Source organism: Escherichia sp. AM3 (genome assembly GCF_032029835.1).
GTDB lineage: Bacteria > Pseudomonadota > Gammaproteobacteria > Enterobacterales > Enterobacteriaceae > Escherichia > Escherichia coli.
Genome location: NZ_JAVUPQ010001295.1, coordinates 1 through 237 on the forward strand (window position 1 = coordinate 1; position 237 = coordinate 237).

1 pseudogene is annotated in these 237 nt (G+C 53.2%); it reads left to right on the top strand.

Annotated elements, in window-relative coordinates:
- Nucleotides 1-237, top strand: a pseudogene (locus RTW80_RS30750) (ABC transporter ATP-binding protein); the annotation flags it as partial.

Genomic DNA, 237 nt, shown 5'->3' on the forward strand with positions numbered 1-237 from the left:
TTCTTGATGAACCGACCGCTGGCGTGGATATTGAACTGCGCCGTTCCATGTGGGGCTTCCTGAAGGATCTGAACGACAAAGGCACCACCATCATTCTGACCACGCACTACCTTGAAGAGGCAGAGATGCTGTGCCGCAACATCGGCATCATTCAGCACGGCGAGCTGGTGGAAAACACCTCGATGAAGAACCTGCTCTCCAAGCTAAAATCAGAGACCTTTATCCTCGATCTGGCGG